At 70.9% G+C, this 19,172-nt stretch carries 16 protein-coding genes; 6 read left to right on the top strand and 10 right to left on the bottom strand.

The annotated features are described in order from the left end of the window. Positions 1-3: 3 nt before the first annotated feature. The 5 genes from ASE01_RS12645 to ASE01_RS12625 all read right to left on the bottom strand — a co-directional run bounded on the left by ASE01_RS12645 (position 4) and on the right by ASE01_RS12625 (position 9,602). Positions 4-4,980, bottom strand: a complete 4,977-nt coding sequence (locus ASE01_RS12645; RefSeq protein WP_056751931.1) for an Ig-like domain-containing protein — start codon at positions 4,978-4,980, stop codon at positions 4-6. 148 nt (positions 4,981-5,128) lie between these two features. Next, positions 5,129-6,445 carry an SAM-dependent methyltransferase gene (locus ASE01_RS12640; RefSeq protein ID WP_056751928.1) on the bottom strand — a complete coding sequence of 439 codons (1,317 nt, stop codon included), beginning with the start codon at positions 6,443-6,445 and terminating at the stop codon, positions 5,129-5,131. Next, positions 6,442-7,806, bottom strand: a complete 1,365-nt coding sequence (locus ASE01_RS12635) for an FAD-binding oxidoreductase (protein ID WP_235535970.1) — start codon at positions 7,804-7,806, stop codon at positions 6,442-6,444. The genes ASE01_RS12640 and ASE01_RS12635 overlap by 4 nt, the downstream gene beginning before the upstream one ends. Positions 7,807-7,896: 90 nt before the next feature. Beyond that, positions 7,897-8,241, bottom strand: coding sequence for a hypothetical protein (locus ASE01_RS12630; RefSeq protein WP_056751921.1), 345 nt, complete (start codon positions 8,239-8,241; stop codon positions 7,897-7,899). Positions 8,242-8,327: 86 nt separating this feature from the next. Further along, positions 8,328-9,602 (bottom strand): HNH endonuclease signature motif containing protein, encoded by a 1,275-nt coding sequence (locus ASE01_RS12625; RefSeq protein WP_056751915.1) that lies wholly within the window; start codon positions 9,600-9,602, stop codon positions 8,328-8,330. A gap of 642 nt (positions 9,603-10,244) precedes the next feature. Here ASE01_RS12625 and ASE01_RS12620 point away from each other — a divergent pair. Both ASE01_RS12620 and ASE01_RS12615 read left to right on the top strand, forming a co-directional pair. After that, positions 10,245-10,532, top strand: a complete 288-nt coding sequence (locus tag ASE01_RS12620) for a DUF1330 domain-containing protein (RefSeq protein ID WP_056751911.1) — start codon at positions 10,245-10,247, stop codon at positions 10,530-10,532. A gap of 11 nt (positions 10,533-10,543) precedes the next feature. Beyond that, complete coding sequence (locus ASE01_RS12615; RefSeq protein WP_056751908.1) at positions 10,544-11,467, top strand: MBL fold metallo-hydrolase; 924 nt, start codon at positions 10,544-10,546, stop codon at positions 11,465-11,467. On the opposite strand, the gene ASE01_RS12610 is transcribed toward ASE01_RS12615, so the two are convergent. From ASE01_RS12610 to ASE01_RS12595, 4 genes are all read right to left on the bottom strand, one after another. Next, positions 11,454-12,755, bottom strand: a complete 1,302-nt coding sequence (locus tag ASE01_RS12610; RefSeq protein ID WP_235535969.1) for a hemolysin family protein — start codon at positions 12,753-12,755, stop codon at positions 11,454-11,456. The two genes, ASE01_RS12615 and ASE01_RS12610, sit on opposite strands and share 14 nt — an antisense overlap. A 4-nt stretch (positions 12,756-12,759) precedes the next feature. Then, on the bottom strand, positions 12,760-13,221 hold the full coding sequence (gene ybeY / locus ASE01_RS12605; protein WP_056751904.1) for an rRNA maturation RNase YbeY: 462 nt from the start codon (positions 13,219-13,221) through the stop codon (positions 12,760-12,762). Further along, a complete protein-coding gene (locus tag ASE01_RS12600; RefSeq protein ID WP_056751900.1) occupies positions 13,218-14,288 on the bottom strand; it encodes a PhoH family protein in 1,071 nt (356 codons plus the stop codon). Before ASE01_RS12600 ends, ybeY begins: the two co-directional genes overlap by 4 nt. Positions 14,289-14,420: 132 nt before the next feature. Then, a complete protein-coding gene (locus tag ASE01_RS12595) occupies positions 14,421-14,768 on the bottom strand; it encodes an HIT domain-containing protein (RefSeq protein ID WP_056751896.1) in 348 nt (115 codons plus the stop codon). A 68-nt stretch (positions 14,769-14,836) separates the two neighbouring features. On the opposite strand from ASE01_RS12595, the gene ASE01_RS12590 reads away from it, so the two are divergent. The 4 genes from ASE01_RS12590 to ASE01_RS12575 are packed head-to-tail and all read left to right on the top strand — an operon-like array spanning position 14,837 to position 18,404. After that, positions 14,837-15,427, top strand: coding sequence for an RNA polymerase sigma factor (locus tag ASE01_RS12590; RefSeq protein WP_235535968.1), 591 nt, complete (start codon positions 14,837-14,839; stop codon positions 15,425-15,427). Further along, positions 15,427-16,380 carry a hypothetical protein gene (locus tag ASE01_RS12585; protein ID WP_056751888.1) on the top strand — a complete coding sequence of 318 codons (954 nt, stop codon included), beginning with the start codon at positions 15,427-15,429 and terminating at the stop codon, positions 16,378-16,380. The genes ASE01_RS12590 and ASE01_RS12585 overlap by 1 nt, the downstream gene beginning before the upstream one ends. A gap of 31 nt (positions 16,381-16,411) precedes the next feature. Beyond that, on the top strand, positions 16,412-17,338 hold the full coding sequence (locus tag ASE01_RS12580; RefSeq protein ID WP_056751885.1) for a Gmad2 immunoglobulin-like domain-containing protein: 927 nt from the start codon (positions 16,412-16,414) through the stop codon (positions 17,336-17,338). A 13-nt stretch (positions 17,339-17,351) separates the two neighbouring features. Then, complete coding sequence (locus ASE01_RS12575; RefSeq protein WP_056751881.1) at positions 17,352-18,404, top strand: winged helix DNA-binding domain-containing protein; 1,053 nt, start codon at positions 17,352-17,354, stop codon at positions 18,402-18,404. Positions 18,405-18,416: 12 nt separating this feature from the next. Here the strand turns inward: ASE01_RS12575 and ASE01_RS12570 are convergent, their stop codons facing one another. Next, positions 18,417-19,160, bottom strand: coding sequence for a 16S rRNA (uracil(1498)-N(3))-methyltransferase (locus tag ASE01_RS12570; protein WP_056751878.1), 744 nt, complete (start codon positions 19,158-19,160; stop codon positions 18,417-18,419). Positions 19,161-19,172 lie beyond the last annotated feature (12 nt).

The following is a 19,172-nucleotide window of genomic DNA, read 5'->3' as shown; positions in this document are numbered from 1 at the left end:
GGGTCAGGGGAGTTGGGGAAGGGCAGGACAGGCAGCGCCCAGGAAGCCGCCGCCCGTGCCGGGAGACGTGTTGGCAGCGAGCACCGTCGGCGTGCCCGTGGGGTTGGTGTCGGCGACGAAGGCCTGCACGGCGCTGTTGTCGTTGGCGGCGCCGGCATACCCGGGCAACCGGACCGTGGTGCCGAAGCGTTGCCGCAGCCTGATGTCGGCGTCGATGGTGCTCGGCACCGAGTCCGCACCACCGCTGGCGACGATGTTGTCCAGCACCGTCGCGCAGACCAGGAAGCTCGCACCCGCCTGGGTGCCGACGTTGTAGAGGATCGCGTGCTTGGCCAGGCCGAGGGTGGCTGCCGAGGTGCCGGGCTCCGTCACGAGATTGCCCACCAGCGTCGTGTCGAAGGTGCCGTCCTGCACACTCCCGCCGCCGCCGGCGAGCACCTCGATGCCCATGTTGTTGTAGCCACGGATCTGGTTGCCGGAGACGTTCCATTGGGACGAGCCGCCGCTGACCATCTGCAGCTTGACCCCGGACCCCTCCGCGGAACCTGAGTTCACCGTCCCGGCGACACCGATCGTGTTGGCCGTGAAGTGGCCCGCCTGCCGGCTGTCGCCGGCATCCTTGGCGATCAGGACACCCGGACCGACCGCGTCGCGGAAGGAGTTGCCCGTGATCTCCATCCCCGTCATGCCGGACGTTCCCGTCTGGGTGAGGGTGACCCCGCCACCACCTGAGGCGATCGCCGGGTGAGCGTTGCTGAAGGTGCTGTCCTCCACCACCAGGTCGCCCGCCCCGCTGCCGCCGTGGCTGAACTGGAGCAGGTCCCCGGCCGCGGCCAGGAAGGTGCTGTTGGTGACGGTCAGCTTCAGGACGTTCGCTCCGCCGGTCGACTCGACCGCGAGGGCGTCGTTCGTGGGTCGAGCCGCGCTGGCTGCCAGGGTCACCTGGTCGAGGGTCAGCCGGTCCAGGGAGCCCGCACCGTTCAGGACCCGCAGGTTGTCCTCGAGCCCGCCACTGACGTACGTCGAGGTGACGGAGGCCACTCCCGTGAGGTTCGTGAGCAGGATGCTCGACTCGTCGTACGGCGTCGCGGCGTTGTCGCCGTTGGTCCCGTTGACGACGCTCTGGGCAAGCGTGAGACCGCGGACGGACGAGCCACGGATGGCGTAGTTGCTGTGGTCGTGGATCCACATCCGGGTCAGGCTCGGTGCCGCCGTGTCGCGCAGCACGACGCCGGTGCCGGTCGGCGTCTCCGAACTGTTGTCCGCGCCGACCGTGTGCGCGATCGCGCCGCCGCTGCAGCCGCTGGTGTCAGCGGCCGTGCAGGTGCCACCCGTCCCGGTGACCTGGAGCGAACCCGCCGAGCCGGTGGTGTCGAGCAGGATGCCGTTGCCGGCACCGTCGCTGCTGATGCGCTGCAGGACGAGGCCGGCTGCTCCGATGTCGGTGTTCTGCACCGCGAGCGCGCGACCCGTGCCGCTGTCGATGACGTTGGACGTGCCGGCGATGACGAGGGTTCCGCTGCCGAGCGCCTCCACGCCCTTGCCACTGGTCGTGGTGACCGCGAGGCCTCCGCCGGTGAAGCGCAGGGCATGGCCGTCGCTGCTCGTCATGCCCACCGCTGTGGAGGGACCGGACGCGATGGTCGTCGAGGATCCGTTGACGACGGTGCTCCCGCCGGTGTTGGAGAACACCGCGATCCCACCGCCGGTGTCGGCGGAGTCGGTGACCGTTCCGGAGAGCAACACGGTTCCGCCGCTGCGGCCACTCACTTCGAGAGAGGCACCGCTGCCGTCGCCGATGTTCCCGCCGTAGCTGATGTCGCCGCTGCCGCCGTGGACGTCGAACGCGACGGTGCTGGCGCCGCTCAGGGTGCCGCCGGAGGCCGAGAAGGTGCCGGTCGTCAGGCCGTCGAGGTTGACGCCGTCCGATGCGCTGGTCGTCGACGTCACCGTGTCGAAGGAGAGTGAGGCCGTCGGAGTGGACTGGACGTCCACCGCCGGCCCACCGGACGCGGCGACGAGCGCCGTCGACGAAGCGGGGACCCGCACATCGTCAGAAGACTGGACGGAGAAGGCCGCACGTGAACCTCCCACGGTAGCGAGCAGGAGCCCGTCGAAGACGACCGCACCGGTTGTCGTCGCCAGGTCGATCGCTCCGCTGGAGGACCCCGTCACGGTGATCTGGTCGAAGGTGCTGGCGCCCAGGGCCGTGCCGGAGACCGCGAGGGCGCGGGCACCGTTGGTGATCAACGAGATCGTGCCCGTGGACTCGAAGGTGACCGCCCCGGCGTCGGCGAGACGAACACCGATCGATCCGCCGGTGGCACCGGTGGCGGCGCTGTTGTCCACCCGGAGATCGGTGATCGACATGGTTCCCGTGGTGCCGTCGAGCTCGAGTGCGGGCTCGGTGCCCGCAGTGGCGGTGTCGATGATGCGGACGTCGGTCAGGGTCGCGTTGCCCGCGCCCGCCGCGCCGGAGATGCCGCCGCCGGTGCCGGCGGGGTCGATCGTGAGGCCGGTGACCACGTTGCCGGTCGCCAGCGTGACCACGTCACCGCCGGATCGGGTCAGCGTGGGCCGCTCCCCCGCGTCGCCGGAGGCCAGGACGTGGCCACCGACCTGGAGGTCGACCGCCGCTCCGACGAGACGCTGACCGGCCTTGAGCGCCACCCCGGTCGCGAGCCCTGTCGTGGAACCGTCGCCGAGGGCGACGTGCAGGGTGTCGCCGGAGGCTCCGGCCGCGACCGCCTGCGCGATCGTGTCGAATGGTGCGGACGACGTCCCGCTGTCGCCCGGGGCGTCGTTGTCGACGTACCAGACACAACCGGAGAACTGGATCGTCACCTGGCCGTGGCCGACGGCGGCACCGTCGGTGACGCCGAACTCGAAGGTGTCGGGCACCCCGCTGCAGCTGGCCGGCGGCAGGTAGACGAAGTCCCCGTCCTCCTGCAGCGTGACCGAGCCGCCCCGGGACGTCGTGACGGTCTCCGCGACGATCACGAGCGAGCCCGGGCTCTCCACGTCGGCGGCACCGGCCAACAGGTCGCCGGTCACCGTCTTGCGGGCGGCAGCACCGGTCGGTGCACCGTCCGACGGGTCGTCGACCACGAGCACTGTGTTGCCGACGGCGGAGCCGCCGCCGGAGAAGGTGACGTCCGCGGCCCGCGGGGCGTCGTTGACACAGGTCACCACGACGCTGACGGTCGCCGTGGAGCCGCCCGTGATCGCGTAGTCGAAGGTGTCCACGTCCGTGGCGAGATTGCAGTAGTCGCTGTCCGGCGTGTAGCGGAGGAGCCCGCTGGCCAGGGTGACCGTTCCGTGCGCCCCCTGCGTCGCAGCGATGACGACGGGCGCAGCTCCGTCTCCGACGACGTCATTGGTCAGTACGTCGACGATCGTCGCCGCGCTGTCCTCGACCACCGTGAGCTGGTCGTCCACCGCGACAGCGGTGTCCGCCAGACAGCTGACCGCAACACTGACCGTGGTGGAGGACCCACCCGGGGAGAGTGTGTAGGTGAAGGTGTCGGACGAGACACCGGGTGGGACATTGCAGTAGTCGGCGGCCGGCGTGTAGGTCAGACCGGCGCCAGAGCCGGTGATGCTGACCACCCCGTTGGCGGGCTGGGTGAGGGCGCCGATGCTGATCGGACCACCGTCGACGTCAACGTCGTTCGCCAGCACGCTCAGGGCGGTCGCGGGATCGTCCTCACTGAGGAGGAACGAGTCAGCGACAGCAGACGGGAAGTCGTCGACACAGGTGACAGCGATCGTCACGGTGGCCGGGGCGCTCGTGGGCGAGAGCCGGTAGGTGAAGGCATCGGGATCGTTGCCCGGCGGGGTGTTGCAGTAGTTCGCCTCCGGCGTGTAGCGGAAGCCCTCACCGGGGTCCGACACCGTGCCGTGCGCCGGTGCCGTCACGACCTCCGGCACCAGGTCGTCGCCGTCGATGTCAGTGTCGTTGGAGAGGACGTCGAGCAGGACGCCGATCACGTCCTCGGTGAGCGTGACGTCGTCGTCGACGGCCACGGGCTCGTCAGGAACGCAGGTGAGGTCGATCCGGACCAGGCCGTTGTCGCGCCGCGCGGTGGTGTCCTCGACGGCGTAGGTGAACCCGGCGAGGTCCTCGCCGCAGAGGTTCGACTGGGGCGTGAACCTGATCTCGCCGCCGGTGATCTCGACGGCACCGCCGGTGGCGGCGGACACAGCGAGGACCCTCAGCTCGTCGCCGTCGGCGTCGGTGTCGTTGGCAGCAGGACTTCCCGGGCCGCTCAGCGGGAGGACGAGCACCTCGTCCTCGGTGCCGGTGAGCTCGTCGTCGACGGCGACCGGAGCCGACGCGGGTGTCGGCGGGTTCGGGGGCGTCGGGGGCTTGGGCGGGTTGGCCTTGATCGACCGGGACTCGCACGACCGGATCAGGTCATTGGCGTTGGCCAGGACGCGGTCGCGGCCGAGGCCGCAGTCGAGCACCTCCCGGAGCGCCGCACTGTCGACCCCGCGGAGCTCGTCGTTTCCGCGGCCTCCCACGAGGCGGTCCATGCCAGCGCCTCCGGAGAGCAGGTCGTCGCCCTGCTCGCCGAACACGCTGTCGTCGCCGGCCTCGCCGGCCACCGTGTCGTCGCCGGCCTGGCCCCGCAGCCAGTCATTGCCGGCACCGCCCAGGATCCGGTCCCTGCCGAGGCCGCCGTAGATCCGGTCGTTGCCGTCGCCGCCCACCAGGACGTCGCTGCCGCGACCACCACGGATCACGTCGTCGCCTCCGCGGCCATCGATGCGGTCGTTGCCGCCCCGACCACAGATCACGTCGGTACGCGAGGTGCCGACCAGGACGTCGTTGCCCGCCGTTCCCACGATCGTGCAGGCCGGCAGCTCGGCTGCGGCGCGCTTCAATGGCTCGGACGCTGAGATGGATCCCCCAGCGAGCACGATGACAGCACTCCAGGTCGTCGCACGCAGGACCCAGCTCTTCCGAGCGTTCTTCATCTCGTCTTCGTCCCTCACGGCCACGACCTGCAGGACGCCGGACAGCGCCCCTCCCGGCGCTCACTGTGGCAAAGGCGCACCAAGAGTGGGACGGAACGGGGAAATGCAGGACCGTCCCGGGACCCGGGACCTGCTCCCGGACGACGGCTCAGAAGTCGTGCCGCAGGGGGTAGCCGCTCACCCCGTCGTCCGTCCTCGTAACGAGGACCTGGTGGAGCTGGATCTCGTTGCGGTCGAACGCGATCCGCGACCCCGCCATGTAGAGACCCCACACCCGGGCGGTGCCCTCGTCGGTCTCCGCGACGCAGGCCTCCCAGTTGTCGGCGAGGTTCCGCGACCAGCCGGCGAGAGTCCTCGCGTAGTGGACCCGGAGGTTCTCGTGGTGCTGGACCTCGAGTCCGGCGTCCTCCATCGCCGTCACGATCGTCCCGGAGCCGGCGAGCTCGCCGTCGGGGAAGACGTAGCGGTCGATGAAGGCTCCGGTCGGACGGTTCTCGTTGTCGTGGCGGGTGATGCTGTGGTTGAGCATCCGCCCACCGGGCCGCAGCCGGTCGTGCGCGAAGGTGAAGTACGCCGGGTAGTTGGCGATGCCGATGTGCTCGGTCAGACCGATCGAGCTGATCGCGTCGAAGTCGCCCTCGGCGACGTCGCGATAGTCGGCATGGCGGACCTCGGCGACGTCGTCGAGGCGCTGGCGCTTGATCTCGTCCGTCGCCCACGTGGCCTGCTCCCGCGAGAGGGTCACCCCCAGTGCCGTGACGCCGTAGTGCTGGGCGGCGTGCCGGACCATCCCTCCCCAGCCGCACCCGATGTCGAGCAGGCGCTGCCCGGGTCGGAGCCCGAGCTTGCGGCAGACCAGGTCGTACTTGGCCTCCTGCGCCTCCTCGAGGGTGGTGTCCTCGGTCGGGAAGACCGCACAGGTGTAGGTCATCGACGGTCCGAGGACGTGCTCGTAGAAGGAGTTCGACACGTCGTAGTGGTGCTGGATCGCGTCCGCGTCCCGCTCCTGGGAGTGCCTCCCCCACCGGGTCAGGGGGCGGCCGAGCGAACGCATCCCCTCCAGCCGGTGCCGCCAGGCCGGCAGGTGCTCCTGCGGAGGCGGTGGAGGCGGGACGAGGTGACCGATCCCGAGCGCACCGACCACGCCGAGGAGCTCGGTCGGCTTCGGGACGCCGAAGTCCGTGGACCCCTTCAACAGCATGAACGCGTCGTAGGGGTCACCCGCAGGCACACCGTGCAGGACCAGGTCGCCGGCCACGTAGGCCCGGGCCAGACCGAGGTCGCCCGGTGCGGTCAGCAGGTAGGAGAGGCCACGCTCGTTGAGGAGCTCCAGGCCGTAGGGCTGGTCGAGAGGTCCGGCCACGCTGCCGTCGTAGGCCCGGAACCAGACGGGAAGGCCTCCCTGGAACAGGGAGTCGATGACGGGAGCGATACCGGGAAGGTGGGGAGTGGGAGTCAGCCTCATCGGCTCTTCACCGCCTTGTCGTAGAGAGTGGTCAGCCGGTCGTCGGGGTCGTGCTGCCGCTTCACTGCGGCGAGATGCGAGGTGTTGTAGAGGGCGTCGAAGGTCTCGCGGTCGTAGAACGCGTCGGAGTAGAGCGACTTGTGACCGCCCAGCTCGTGGACCTTCGCCTCGATGGCGCGGTTGCGAGGCGCGTCGGCCGCGTCGGGGCCGACGTGGACCGTGCCCCAGAAGCCGATGTTGACGTAGAGACGGCCGGGCTCGAGGGGGTAGAGGGGCCAGGGGCGGGAGGACACGAGCGGGCAGATCCACACCGGCCGCATCCCGATCTCCTCGTCGAACCAGGCCAGGAACTCCGCGAGCCGCTCGACGGGGACCTCGACGTCCTGCACCACGCGCTCGCGCTGCGGGCGCCCTGCCCTGCGGTCCAGCCGATCGGCGATGCCGAAGCGACGGTCCAGATGGAGCAGCCGCATGTAGACGTCCGACCGACGCAGCCGCCGCGGCCACAGGCGCCTGATGCGGGGGTTCTGCGCGCCGAACGCTCCGGAGCACCAGAACCAGTCGGTGTCCCAGCGCCAGAGGTAGTCGTGGGCGGTCAGCCGGTCGCGGTCACAGGTCTGGAGCGAGCGGAAGTAGATGTCCTGTCCGGCGTAGTCGGAGGTGCGCCCGGGTTCGTCGGTCCACCGCGCAAGCGTCAGGACGTGCGCACCGGGACCGAAGGAGACCCCGTCGAGCCCGTGGACCGCCTGGCCGTCGTACTCCTGCTTGTCGGCGATCTCGCCGATCGCGACGGCCAGTGCATCGGCGTCCTCGAAGCGCAGGTGCCGCAACGCGGCGTACGCCGGCACCCGCTCGAGCCTGATCCGCAGCCGGGTTGTATAGCCGAGCGAGCCGTAGGAGTTGGGGAAGGCGTCGAAGAGCTCGTCCCCCGGACTCGTCGTCACGACCTCGCCGGCACCGGTGAAGACGTCCATCTCCAGCACCGACTCGTGCGGCAGTCCCGAGCGGAAGCTGGTCGACTCGATGCCCAGCCCCGTGACGGCGCCGCCCAGCGTGATGGTGCGCAGCTGCGGCACGACGTACGGGACGAGGCCGTGTGGGAGCGTCGCGTCGACGAGGTCTTCGTAGGTGCACATGCCCTGCACCTCGGCGATCGGACCGTCCGGGCTGTCCGGGACGACCTCGATCACGCCGTCGAGGCCGGACACGTCCAGGCCCGGCGCCGACTGCGCCGCACGGGCGCGGAACAGGTTGGTCGTGCGCTTCGCGAGTCGAACCGTCTCCCCCACCGGGATGCGGGAGTACGACGTCGCGAGACGCTCCACGGCTCGCTGGTGCTGGTGCCAGCCTCGATCTGCCACGGCGAAAAACATACTCCGGAGCAGCGACAACCGCGCCCCGATTCTCTGGCCGCGCCGAGCGGCAGTGGAGTGGGCCGGGGTCAGCCGGGGTCAGATGATGCTGGTGGTGGCGATCGCACCTCGTGCGTCACCCAGGTGGACCGTCACCCCGGCCCCGCCCGAGAAGTCCCCCAACACGGCCGCATCGGACTCGGTCAGGTCCTGCGCGTCACCGAGCACGACGCACGCGTCGACCCCGGTGGACCCTGACGCCACGGCCATCGCGACGACGGCCTGGACGGCGGTGAGCTGGAGCGAGGGAAGCTCGACCGTCGCTGCGGCGTAGGTCCGACCGTCGGTGTCCCGCACCGCCGCACCTTCGGCTGCCTGGATGCGCGCGCGAGTGGCGCGGGCGAGGGTGACGAGCTTCTTGTCCTCGGCGGAGACGTCGGTCATGGCGCTGATTATCCCGGGCCGCGCCGGTGGCGTGCGAAGGGCCCCGGCGGTTGAGGTGCGAGGCGGCGCGGCCGAGCCTCGAGACCTCAGGGGTCGATCGCCCGGGGTGGGTCGAGTGCCCTCGTGCCGCCGGGGCCGACGAGGAAGAGGCGTCCGTGGGGGCTGGTCCAGAGGAAGTGCCCGGGTGCGATCTGCAGGTAGTGCCACTCGCTGAACGTCTTGGCACGGTGATGCCTGCGGCAGAGCGGGTTGAGATTGCACGGACACGTCGGTCCGCCCTCGGCGTGCGGGACCTCATGATCGATGTCGCACTTCACAGCCGGCGTGGTGCAGTTCGGGAAGCTGCAGGTGTGGCGTCGTGACCGGACCCTGTGCTTGTGGCGGTCGGGGATCTCGTAGGAGCCCACGGGGATGCAGTCGGCGAGGTCGATGACCGGGCGCACGACGATGGAGGTGGTTTCCCGGGAGCGGAGCCACTGCTTGATCTGTGCGGTCGTGACCGGTTCGTCGCCCCACCTTCCGACGGGGTTTTCACCGGTGAGGGTGGTGTCGGTGATGTGGAGGTCCATCACGACCTTGCGGCCGGCGGAACGGACGGTGATCTCACCGGTGTCCTCGTCGGTGGTCAGGAGATCCAGGGCCAGGTCGCGTCGCGCGATCGCACCGACCGCTTGTGCTCGGCGGGCGTCGAGGGATCCTTCGTCGCCGAGGCGGCCGCGGACTTCTGCTTCGCGGGCGATGGCGGTGTTGAAGTCGTGACCGTCGGCAATGTCGACGACGGCGGTGATGAGCGCGTTGCCGTGCTCATCGACGTCGGAGACCTCGCAGAACCGGTGCTCACTCGCCTTCTTCCGCTCGGCCTCGGCGCGTTCGGGGTCGAACCGGAGGATCGCTTCGGTGATGAGTCGGTCGAGCTGCGCCCAGCTCACGTTCGCCACGGCCGCGAGCTGGCGGTCCACGAACGCTGCCGCGTCTGGTGTCAGTGACCTGGTCTGGTCGGCGATGCGGTGGGCCTTGTACGGCGGGATCCGACCAGCTATCACTGCGGCGTAGACCGACGGGAGTCGCCAGGCGCACTCGATGATCCGACCGACGTGCATCCGACCCCCGTCAGGGGTGCGGCCCAGGACGGCGATGAGCTCCATCAGCTCGAACTCGCTGACCAGTGGGGCACCGGGTCCGGCGATCGGAACACCAGTGTCCACGACGTTCTGGTCCGCCCACGCCACGACCGCGACCCATTCGCGGATCTCGGAGGCCAGACGGGCCTTGGATTCGGCACTGAGCTCGGTCAACAGCTCACCGACCGAGCAACCGTCGTAACGGCCGATCAGTGCGGTAGGTGCGGTCCCGAGATCCATACCCATATTGGATCACGGCTTACCGACACAACCACCGGCAGGCGGAAGCCCGGTGGTCGAGGAGGTCGCGCAGCGACCGTCCCGAGACCCGGTGAGTCGATGCCGGAACCCCACACATGGGCAGGTGGGTGCACCGTGGCCAGAGGTCTCGAGACGGCCGCGGGCGGCCTCCTCGACCAACGGAGGTCAAGTAGCTCGTTGGTCGAGGAGGTCGCGCAGCGACCGTCTCGAGACCCGGTGACTCGGTCCCGGAACCCCGGACGTGGGCGGGTGGGTGCACCGTGGCGGGCGGTCTCGAGACGGCCGCGGGCGGCCTCCTCGACCAACGGTGGGACCGGTGATCTCCTCGGAGGTCGAGAAGGTCGAGGAGGTCGCGCAGCGACCGTCTCGAGACCCGGTGAGTCGATGCCGGAACCCCAGACGTGGGCGGGCGGGTGCACCGTGGCGGGCGGTCTCGAGACGGCCGCGGGCGGCCTCCTCGACCAACGGAGCCGTCTCGAGACCTGGCGACCCGGTGCCGGAACTGGCCCACGGGCAAGCGGGTGCACCGTGGCGGGTGGTCTCGAGACGGCCGCGGGCGGCCTCCTCGACCAACGGGGCGCCTCGAGGCACCACCGAACGGGGATCCGGCAGGATGGGGGCATGCCTGCCTACTGGATCAGCAACTACCGCGAGGTCACCGACGAGGAGAAGCTGGTGGCGTACGCGACGCTCGCCGGACCGGCCCTGATCGCGGCGGGTGGGCGCTTCCTGGCGCGCGGCCTGCCCGCGAAGGTGTACGAGGCCGGGCTCGAGCAGCGCAGCGTCCTCATCGAGTTCGAGAGCGTCGACGCAGCGGTTGCGGCCCACGACTCGGCGGCCTACCAGGAAGCGCTCGCGGCTCTCGACGGAGGCGCCGTGCGCGACATGCGGATCGTCCCCGGCGCCTGAGGGCAACGGCAGTGCGCCTCAAGCTCGGGCGTCCGGACATCGGCAGGTACGCCGACAGGTTCGACGTCCCGGCGTCCACGGACACCTTCGGCGCCACCTTCCTCGGCGTCTCGAGCCTGCTGCTCGACGACGGAGAGACGGCGGTGCTGACGGACGGGTTCTTCTCACGTCCGTCCCTGCCGCGAGTCGCTCTCGGACGGATCGCCCCGGACCACGCACGCATCGACGCAGTGCTCGCGCGCGCCGCCATCGGCCGGCTGGCCCTGGTGGCACCGGTGCACACCCACTTCGACCACGCGATGGACTCGGCCGTCGTCGCGGAGCGGACGGGCGCCGTCCTCGCCGGCGGCGAGTCGACCGCCAACGTGGGACGCGGCGCAGACCTTCCCGAGGACCGGATCCGGGTGGTGACTCCCGGCGAGACCGTGTCGTTCGGTGCCTTCCACCTGACGTGGATCGAGTCCGAGCACTGCCCGCCGGACAGGTATCCGGGCGAGATCACCGAGCCCCTCGTCCCCCCGGTTCGTACGACGGCCTACCGGTGTGGCGAGGCGTGGTCGATCCTCCTCGCCCACGACAGCGGCCGCACCGCACTCGTGCAGGGCAGCGCCGGCTTCGTGCCGGGCTCGCTCCACGGGCGACGGGCCGGGGTCGCCTACCTCGGCGTGGGGCAGCTCGGCGTCCAGGACGAGGACTACATCCGGACCTACTGGGCCGAGACCGTCACGGCGGTCGGGGCACAGGAGGTCGTGCTGCTGCACTGGGACGACTTCTTCCGCCCGCTCGACCTGCCCCTGCGGGCGCTGCCCTACCTCGGCGACGACCTCGACGTCACGATGCGGGTGTTCACCGAGCTCGCCGCACAGCAGGGCGTCGGCCTGCACCTGCCCACCGTGTGGCAGCGCGAGGACCCCTGGGCGATCAGGACTGGCTGAGGACGTCGCCGTCGGCGACCCGCGAGATCAGGACCGTCTCGATCTTGTTGCGGCGCCCGGCTGCCTGCTCGGCCTCGAACCGCAATCCGTGGGCCTCCACGACGGATCCCGCGATCGGGACCCGGCCGAGGTGCTTGGCGAGCAGGCCGCCGACCGAGTCGACGTCCTCCTCCTCGATGGTGAAACCGAATATCTCGTCGAGGTCGTCGACCGGGTAGCGCGAGGAGACCCGCACCATGCCGTCGCCGACGCCCCCGATCTGCTCGACCTCGACCTCGTCCTCGTCGAACTCGTCGGTGATCTCACCGACGATCTCCTCGAGCAGGTCCTCGATCGTGATCAGGCCGGCAGTGCCGCCGTACTCGTCCACGACGACCGCGATGTGCTGGCGTCGGGCCTGCATCTCGCGGAGCAGGTCGTCGACCGGCTTGGACTCCGGCACCCAGTGCACCGGGCGCATGATCTCCTCGACACGCTGGGTCAGCTCGACGTCCGGCGCCTCGAAGTCACGGCGCACGACGTCCTTGAGGTAGGCGAAGCCGCGGACGTCGTCGAGGTTCTCGCCGATGACCGGCACTCTGGAGTAGCCGGAGCGCAGGAACAGCGACATCGTCTGGCGGAGGTTCTTGTGGGCCTCGATGTAGACGACGTCGCCGCGCGGGACCATCACCTCGCGCACCGTGGTGTCACCGAACTCGAAGACCGAGTGGATCATCCGCCGCTCCTCGGCCTCGATCAGCTCGGAGGCCTCGGCGATGTCGACCATCTCGCGCAGCTCGGTCTCCGTGGAGAACGGGCCCTCACGGAATCCCTTGCCGGGGGTGATCGCGTTGCCGACCAGGATCAGCAGCCGCGGGATCGGGCCCAGCACCGTGGTGAGCGCCGACAGCGGCCAGGCCGACCAGATCGCGATGGTCTCGGCGTGCTGACGCCCGATGGTGCGCGGCGCGACCCCGATCACGACGAAGGACACGACCAGCATCACGCCGAGCGCGAGACCTGCTCGCGCCCACCAGGACGCGTCGACCCGGTCGTCGATGTGCAGCGTGACCATGACGATCGCGGCGATCTCGCAGAACAGCTGCAGCAGCAGGGCGGTGTTGAGGTGGCGCGGTGCGTCCTCGAGGACGGCGACGAGGCGCCGGGCGCCGCCGCGGCCCTCCTGCAGGAGCTCCTGGGCGCGCGCCCGGGAGAAACCGGCGATCGCCGCGTCGGCAGCTGCGAAGAGTCCGGCAAGAACAACGAGCACGGCCGCCACGACGAGCGGCCACAGACTGCCAGCGATCACCGGATCACGAGGCCGCGAGGTGGTCGCGCCACTGGACCAGCAGCTGGTCCTGGAGCCCGAACATGACCTTGTGCTCCTCCGGCTCCGCGTGGTCGTAGCCGAGCAGGTGCAGGATGCCGTGGGTCGTCAGCAGCTCGAGCTCAGCGAGGGTGCCGTGGCCGGCCGCAGCACCCTGACGCTCGGCGATGACCGGGCAGAGCACCAGGTCGCCGAGCACGCCCTCCTCGGGCTCCTCGTTGACCAGGCCGGGCCGCAGCTCGTCCATCGGGAAGGCCAGGACGTCGGTCGGGCCCTCCTTCTCCATCCACTTCTCGTTGAGCTCGGCGATGGTGGCCTCGTCGACCGCCTTGATGCAGAGCTCGGCGAGCGGGTGCACGCGCATCTGGTCCATCACGAACCGCGACAGCCGCGAGAAGTGCTTGACGTCGAGCCCGGCCCCGGACTCGTCGAGGATCTCGATGCTCACTCGGCGTCGTCCTTCTGGTTCTCGAAGCGTCGGTTCTGGCGGATGTCCCGCTCCGCCTTCTGGGCTTCCTTCTGGGCTTCCTTCTGCGCGTCGAACTCGTCGTAGGCTGCGACGATGCGCGCCACCAGCTTGTGGCGCACGACGTCGCTGCTCGTGAGCCGCACGAACGCGAGGTCCTCGACACCGTCGAGGATCCCCTCGATGATCCGCAGGCCGGAGGTCGTCCCGGACGGCAGGTCGACCTGGGTGACGTCACCGGTCACCACGATCTTCGAGCCGAAGCCCAGACGGGTCAGGAACATCTTCATCTGCTCGGGCGTGGTGTTCTGCGCCTCGTCGAGAATGATGAAGGAGTCGTTCAGCGAGCGACCGCGCATGTAGGCCAGCGGCGCCACTTCGATCGTGCCGGCGGCGAGGAGCTTGGGCACCGACTCCGGGTCGAGCATGTCGTGGAGGGCGTCGTACAACGGCCGCAGGTAGGGGTCGATCTTCTCGCTGAGCGTGCCGGGGAGGTAGCCGAGCCGCTCCCCCGCCTCGACGGCCGGACGGGTCAGGATGATCCGGTTGACCTGCTTGGCCTGGAGGGCCTGCACAGCCTTCGCCATGGCGAGGTAGGTCTTGCCGGTGCCCGCCGGGCCGATGCCGAAGGTGATCGTGTGCTGGTCGATGGTCTCGACGTAGCGCTTCTGGTTGAGCGTCTTGGGCCGGATCGAGCGGCCGCGATTGCTCAGGATGTTGAGGGACAGCACGTCCGCGGGTCGTTCCGAGGTCGGCGTCTGGGCACGGAGCATCGCCTCGACGCGCTCGACGACGTCGACGGTGATGCCCTGCCCGGTGCGCAGGATCACCACGAGCTCCTCGATGAGCTTCTGGGCGAGCTCGAGCTCGTGGGTCTCGCCGGTCAGTGTCAGCCGGTTGCCACGGACGTGGATCTGGACGCCGAAGTTCTTCTCGATGATCCCGAGGTGTTCGTCGCCCGGACCGAAGAGCGTGACCATGTCGATGCTGTTCGGCACCACGACGGTGTGCCGGGTCGCTGTGATCGGGGTGGGAGGTGAGTCGGTCATGGATGCCCGAGGACGGGCGGCCTTTCAGGGACGACGAATGGTCCCTCCATGCTACGGGAGGCCCCCGCCGGGGCCCACCCGATTACCCCCGACCGGTGCTGACCAGCCCTGACCAGGCCTGACCAGGCCTGATCAGCCCGGGGGCCAGGTCATCGAGCGCCCGGCGAGCACGTGGCCGTGGGTGTGGAACACCGTCTGGCCCACGCCGGCGCCGGTGTTGAACACGAGCCGGTGGTCGTCGTACCCCTCGGCGGTGGCGATCGCTCGCGCCGTCACGGCGATCTCGGCGAACATCTCGGGACCCGCCTCCGCGCTCGCCGCAGCGTTCGGCGCGTGGTCACGGGGCACGACCAGCACGTGGAGCGGCGCCTGCGGGTTGATGTCGCGGAAGGCGACGGTCCGCTCGGTGGAGTGGAGGATCTCGGCGGGGATCTCGCCGGCGATGATCTTGCAGAACAGGCACTCGGGATCGGCAGTCACGTCTCCCAGCCTCCCAGATCGTGCGATCGCCGTGTCAACCGATCCCCGGGGGTGCGCGTGGAACTACCGTGACGATCCATGCGGTCCTCGGCGCTGCTCCGCTCCACCCCGGCTCCCCTGCCGGGGCACGTGGGCGTGCCATGAGCGAGGACGTCGACGCCGCGATCGAGAGCCTGTACGTCGCCCACTGGGACCAGCTGGTGCGGCTCTCCGTCCTGCTGGTGCGCGACCGGGGCCAGGCCGAGGAGGTCGTCCAGGACGCCTTCGTCGAGCTGCACCGTCGGTGGTCGCGACTCGACGACCCGAGCCGTGCTGCGGCGTACCTTCGCCAGAGCGTGGTGAACCGGTCCCGTTCGGCGCTGCGGCACCGCGGTGTGGTGCAGCGGCACCTCGCCCGGCAGCACCACGTCGACGTCGTGCCGGGCGCCGACGAGCCGGTCCTGGCCGACAGCAGGAGGCAGACCGTGCTGGACGCGCTCCAGCGCCTGCCGCGTCGCCAGCGCGAGGTGCTCGCGCTGCGCTACTACCTCGACCTGTCCGAGGCGGAGATCGCCGACACACTCGGGATCAGCAGAGGTGCGGTGAAGAGCCACGCCTCGCGGGGCTCGGCGGCGTTGCGGCCACTGCTCGCCACGCACCAGGACAAGGACGGCCAGTGATGGCGAAGGACCACGACCTCCTCGACGACGTCGGCGACGACTTCCCCGACGACGACCTCCGCTGGCTGCTGAGCGACGCGGTCGCCGACGTCGATCCCGGCGACGGTCTCGGCGCGATCCGGCGGCGCACGGCGCAGGTCCCCCGCCGCACCCCACGCCGCTGGCCACTGCTGGTCCTCGGTGCCGGGACCGCGACCGCTGCCGTGATCGGAGCGGTCGCGCTCGTCGGCAGCCTCGGACGCCCGGGCGGAGAGGACGGCCCGGCCGACCAGCCGGCCGAGCGCCTCGACGCCGTGGCGACGTACTTCCTCGGCACGACGCCCGAGGGCGACCGGCTCTACCGGGAGTTCCAGTCGGTGCCGCACACCGGCGACGGCACGGCCCGCGCGCTCTCGGCGCTCCGTCGCCTCGAGACGGACGCCGGACCGGACGACCCCGACTACCGCACCGCATGGCCCGACGGCGCCTTCCTCGCTCTCGACGCGACGGCGGAGGCCATCACGGTGCGCATCAGCGAGGGTGCCGCGGCGGATCCGGCAGCCGTGGCGGTCGAGAGCATCCAGCAGGTCGTCTACACCGCGCAGGCGGCGGTGGGACGCGTCGTGCCGGTCACCGTCGAGACCGCAGGCGGGACCGTGCGCACCGATGTCGTCCGCGACGGCGACGTGCTCACCCCGGTCAACATCTCCGATCCCGCGGAGGGCCACACCGTCGACGACCTGCTGACCGTGCGCGGCACCGTCCGGCCACCGACGGGACTCGACTCCCTGCCGTGGACCCTGGTCGCCGACGGCGAGGTCGCCCTGTCCGGCGAGGCTCCCGTGACGGGCGGGACGTGGGAGCAGACCACTGACATCACCGACCTCGCGCCGGGCACCTACACCTTGGTCGTGAGCCTCCTCGTCGGGCCCGACGACCCCGCCGTCGACACGCGGACCCTCACGGTCCGCTGACCCACCCACCGAGCACGGAAGGATCGCCCTCATGAGCCTCCCCACCCGCCGTTCCCTGACGGCACTCGCCGGCGCGACCCTGGCCCTGGGCCTCCTCGTCGCGTGCAGCGACGACGGCGGCGCGGCCGACCCGGCCAGTGGCACCAGCACCACACCGTCGGACCCGAGCGAGGCGGGCACCCCGTCCTCCGACGGGACCGACGGGACCGACGGGACCGACGCGGGCCAGGCGCCCGACGCCGAGGTGATCCCCGTCTACTACGTCGGCGACACCCCGCAGGGCGACCGTCTCTTCCGCGAGTTCACGCAGGCCTCGGGGATCGAGCCCCTCGTCGCGGCCGCCGCCGCGGTGACCGCCGGTGACCCGGTCGACCCCGACTACCGCACGCTGTGGCCGAGCGGCCGGTTCGCCTCGGTCGAGCAGACCGAGGACGCGATCGTGGTGGAGGTCGACGACGAGGCCTGGCTCTCCCGCGGCAGCCTCGACAACGCCCGCGCCCGGCTCGCCGTCCAGCAGCTCGTCCTGACCCTCCAGGGCGTGGTGGGCGAGCGCCTCCCCGTCACGGTCGAGCACGACGGCCGGCCCGCCGCCACGCTTCTCGGGGTCGACGCGAGCAAGGGGCTCAACGCCCGTCCGCAGCTGGACGTGCTGGCCCTGGTCAACGTCACCGAGCCCGCCGAGGGCACGGCGGTGAAGGGCTCGATCACGGCCAACGGCCGGGCGAGCTCCTTCGAGGCCACCGTGCCGTGGACGATCGAGGACAGCACCGGCGAGGTCGTGCTCGACGGCTTCGCCACCGCCGAGGGCTGGATCGACAAGCTCTACCCCTGGTCCGTCGAGATCGACGTGAGCAGCCTGCCGGCCGGCGCCTACACCTTCGTCGCGCGCACCGACGACCCGTCGAACGGCGAGGGTGGCGGCCCGACCGAGGACACGAAGCGGATCACGATCGAGTGAGGACGGCGTCGAGGTGAAGTTCAGCCGACAGCGGCTCAACCGCACCCTCCTGCTCCGCCAGCACCTGCTGGAGCGGGTGGACGCGACGCCGGCGAGCATGATCGGGCACCTGATCGGGCTGCAGGCGCAGGAGCCCCTGCCGCCGTACCTCTCCCTCGCCGCGCGGCTCACCGACCTCGACCCGTGGGAGGTCAGCCGCGCGCTGGAGGACCGCTCGCTCGTCCGGGTCCTCAGCATGCGCGACACCGTCCACCTGCACCTGCCCGACGACGCGCTGAGCCTGCCGGTGTGGGCCGCGCCCGTGCGCGACCGCGAGCTGCGCCAGAGCCAGAGCATCGGCGAGGCGCGGACCGTGGACCGTGCGGCCTTCGCCGAGGCCGTCCGGAGCGCACTCGCCGACGGACCGCTCCCCCAGCGTGCTCTCGGCGCCGCCCTGGCCGAGCGGTTCCCCGAGTTCACGGCGGCCCAGCTCGGCCAGGTCGCCCGGGTCACCGAGGTCCTGGTCCAGCTGCCGCCGCGCGGCTGCTGGAAGCCGGAGGCCTCCACCGCCGTGGCCTACGACTTCGCGGCTCGCTGGCTCGACGCGCCGCTCCAGGAGCCGGACGTCGCCGCGATCGTGCGGCGCTACCTGCGGGCCTTCGGCCCGGCGAGCGCCGCCGACGTGACCGCCTGGTCGGGCATCACCCGGCTCGTCCCCGTGCTCAAGGCCATGGCCGACCTCGTCGTCCACGAGGACGAGAACGGCAAGGTCCTGTACGACGTCGAGGGCGCGCCGGTGGCCGAGGAGGACGTGCCTGCTCCCGTCCGGCTGCTCGGGACCTACGACAACGTCTGGCTCTCGCACGCAGCGCGCGACCGGGTCACTGCGCCGGAGCGCCGCAACGCGTGGATGGGCGTGAACGGTGCGCAGGCCAGCGGTTTCTACGTCGACGGCTGGCTCGAGGGCCTCTGGTGGATCGAGGACGGCCGGGTCGTCGTCGGCGAGGTGCTGCGGCCGTTGAGCCGCACCGAGAAGGCGGAGCTGGACGAGGAGATCGGCCGCGTCGAGGCGCTGCTGGCGCGCTGACGTCGAGGCTGGTCAGCCGCCCCAGCGCGGGGTCCGGGCAAGGAGTGCGGCGACGGCCGCGACCCCGGCCGTGGACGTGCGCAGGACCTCGGCACCGAGCCGGACAGCGACCGCACCGGCCGCGACGAACTGCGCCACCTCGTCGGCGGTGAGGCCTCCCTCGGGGCCGACCACCACGAGGATCTCGCCGTCGGCAGGCAGCGCGAGCGCGTCGATCGGCTCCGTGGCGTCCTCGTGGAGGACCACGGCGACGTCGGCAGCACTGATCCGCGCCAGGACCTCGGCCGTCGACTCCAGCGGCGGCACCTCCGGGTGCCAGGCGCGACGCGCCTGCTTGGCGGCCTCCCGTGCCGTCGACTGCCACTTCGCGTGGGACTTGGCCGCCCTCTCGCCCTTCCAGACGGCGACACTGCGATCGGCTGCCCACGGCACGATGCGGGCGGCGCCGATCTCGGTGAGCACCTCGACGGCGAGCTCGCCGCGCTCGCCCTTCGGCAGGGCCTGGACCGCGGTGATCCGGGGCAGCGGCTCGGGGACGTCGGTGACCTCGCGTGCCACCACGGAGAAGGTGCGCTTCGCGGTCGCGGTCACCTCACCGGTGACCACTCGGCCCGACCCGTCGGTGAGCAGCAGTGACTCCCCGACCCGCAGGCGTCGTACGACGACCGCGTGGTGGGCCTCGTCGCCCTCGACGCTGACCTCGGAGCCGACGACGACGCCCGCCAGGGTCGGGACGAGGTGCTGCGGGAGGGTCACGGGAGGACCGGT

Origin of the sequence: Nocardioides sp. Root190, from assembly GCF_001428565.1 — a bacterium.
In the GTDB taxonomy this organism is placed as follows: Bacteria; Actinomycetota; Actinomycetes; order Propionibacteriales; family Nocardioidaceae; genus Nocardioides.
Note: the sequence above shows the minus strand (reverse complement) of the source record. Positions and strands in the feature narration are given on the sequence as shown.

Coding starts and splice junctions, on each gene's coding strand:
- ASE01_RS12645 (WP_056751931.1), bottom strand. CDS start 4,980: ATGAAGAACGCTCGGAAGAGCTGGGTCCTGCGTGCGACGACCTGGAGT.
- ASE01_RS12640 (WP_056751928.1), bottom strand. CDS start 6,445: ATGAGGCTGACTCCCACTCCCCACCTTCCCGGTATCGCTCCCGTCATC.
- ASE01_RS12620 (WP_056751911.1), top strand. CDS start 10,245: ATGCCTGCCTACTGGATCAGCAACTACCGCGAGGTCACCGACGAGGAG.
- ASE01_RS12585 (WP_056751888.1), top strand. CDS start 15,427: ATGGCGAAGGACCACGACCTCCTCGACGACGTCGGCGACGACTTCCCC.
- ASE01_RS12580 (WP_056751885.1), top strand. CDS start 16,412: ATGAGCCTCCCCACCCGCCGTTCCCTGACGGCACTCGCCGGCGCGACC.
- ASE01_RS12625 (WP_056751915.1), bottom strand. CDS start 9,602: ATGGATCTCGGGACCGCACCTACCGCACTGATCGGCCGTTACGACGGT.
- ASE01_RS12630 (WP_056751921.1), bottom strand. CDS start 8,241: ATGACCGACGTCTCCGCCGAGGACAAGAAGCTCGTCACCCTCGCCCGC.
- ASE01_RS12600 (WP_056751900.1), bottom strand. CDS start 14,288: ATGACCGACTCACCTCCCACCCCGATCACAGCGACCCGGCACACCGTC.